Raw genomic sequence first — 1433 nt, 5'->3', positions numbered from 1 at the left:
CGTGAGGGAAAGGTGAAAAGAACCCCGGGAGGGGAGTGAAATAGATCCTGAAACTGTATGCCTACAATTAGTCAGAGCTCGTTAATGAGTGATGGCTTGCCTTTTGCAGAATGAACCGGCGAGTTATGATATACAGCAAGGTTAAGTTTTGAGGAACGAAGCCGCAGCGAAAGCGAGTTTTAAAAGAGCGTTTAGTTGTATGTCATAGACCCGAAACTGAAGTGAGCTAGCCATGAGCAGGTTGAAGTGTGGTTAATCCTACATGGAGGACCGAACCAGGACACGTTGAAAAGTGTTTGGATGACTTGTGGCTAGGGGTGAAATTCCAATCGAACTCAGAGATAGCTGGTTCTCCCCGAAATAGCTTTAGGGCTAGCGTTGATTTTAATGTTTTCATGAAGGTAGAGCACTAAATGAGTGATGGCTCCACCTCGGGGTACTGATCTCAATTAAACTCCGAATGTCATGAAAAAAATATCAGCAGTCAGACTGTGGGTGATAAGGTCCATGGTCAAAAGGGAAAGAGCCCAGACCTTCAGCTAAGGTCCCAAAATTAATGTTAAGTGGAAAAGGAAGTGGAGACGTTAAAACAGCTAGGAAGTTGGCTTAGAAGCAGCCATCTTTTAAAGAGTGCGTAATAGCTCACTAGTCTAATGACTTCGCGCCGAAAATTTATCGGGGCTCAAACATTATACCGAAGCTATGGATATTAACTTTTAAGTTGAATATGGTAGGGGAAGCGTTCTGATTTCAGTGAAGCTATAGCGGAAGCAGTAGTGGAGAGGTCAGAAGTGAGAATGCCGGTGTAAGTAACGAAAAGATAGGCGAGAATCCTATCCGTCGAAAACCCAAGGTTTCCAGGGGCAGGTTCGTCCTCCCTGGGTTAGTCAGGTCCTAAGGCGAGGTAGAAATACGTAGTCGATGGCAAGCAGGCTAAAATTCCTGCACTAAGAAAACAACTGATGGAGGGACAAAGAAGGCTAAGCACGCCCTTTATTGGATTAGGGTTGAAAGATTGAGTTTGAAAAGACAGGTAAATCCGTTTTTTCATTAAGAATGAGATCTGAAGGTAAGGTGACTGACGTCATACTTTCAAGAAAAGCTTCTAGGGTTAATTGTTTTTTTACCTGTACCGTAAACCGACACAGGTGGGAAGGTAGAGTATACTAAGACGCGCGAGAAAACTCTTGTTAAGGAACTCGGCAAAATTGCTCCGTAACTTAGGGATAAGGAGAGCTTTTATGTCAAAAGTAAAAGTCACAGAAAAGAAGCCCAAGCGACTGTTTATCAAAAACATAGGTCTCTGCTAAACCGTGAGGTGATGTATAGAGGCTGATGCCTGTCCGGTGCTGGAAGATCAAGAGGAGATGTTCGGGTTAAACCAAAGCATTGAATTGAAGTCCCAGTGAACGACGGCCGTAACTATAACGGTC

1 rRNA gene is annotated in these 1433 nt (G+C 44.0%); it reads left to right on the top strand.

Going from position 1 to position 1433, the window contains the following annotated elements:
* Positions 1-1433: ribosomal RNA gene (locus AB6A63_RS02235) — 23S ribosomal RNA — on the top strand; the annotation flags it as partial.

This window comes from 'Camptotheca acuminata' phytoplasma (genome assembly GCF_041276565.1).
Taxonomy (GTDB): Bacteria; Bacillota_I; Bacilli_A; order Acholeplasmatales; family Acholeplasmataceae; genus Phytoplasma.
Note: the sequence above shows the minus strand (reverse complement) of the source record. Positions and strands in the feature narration are given on the sequence as shown.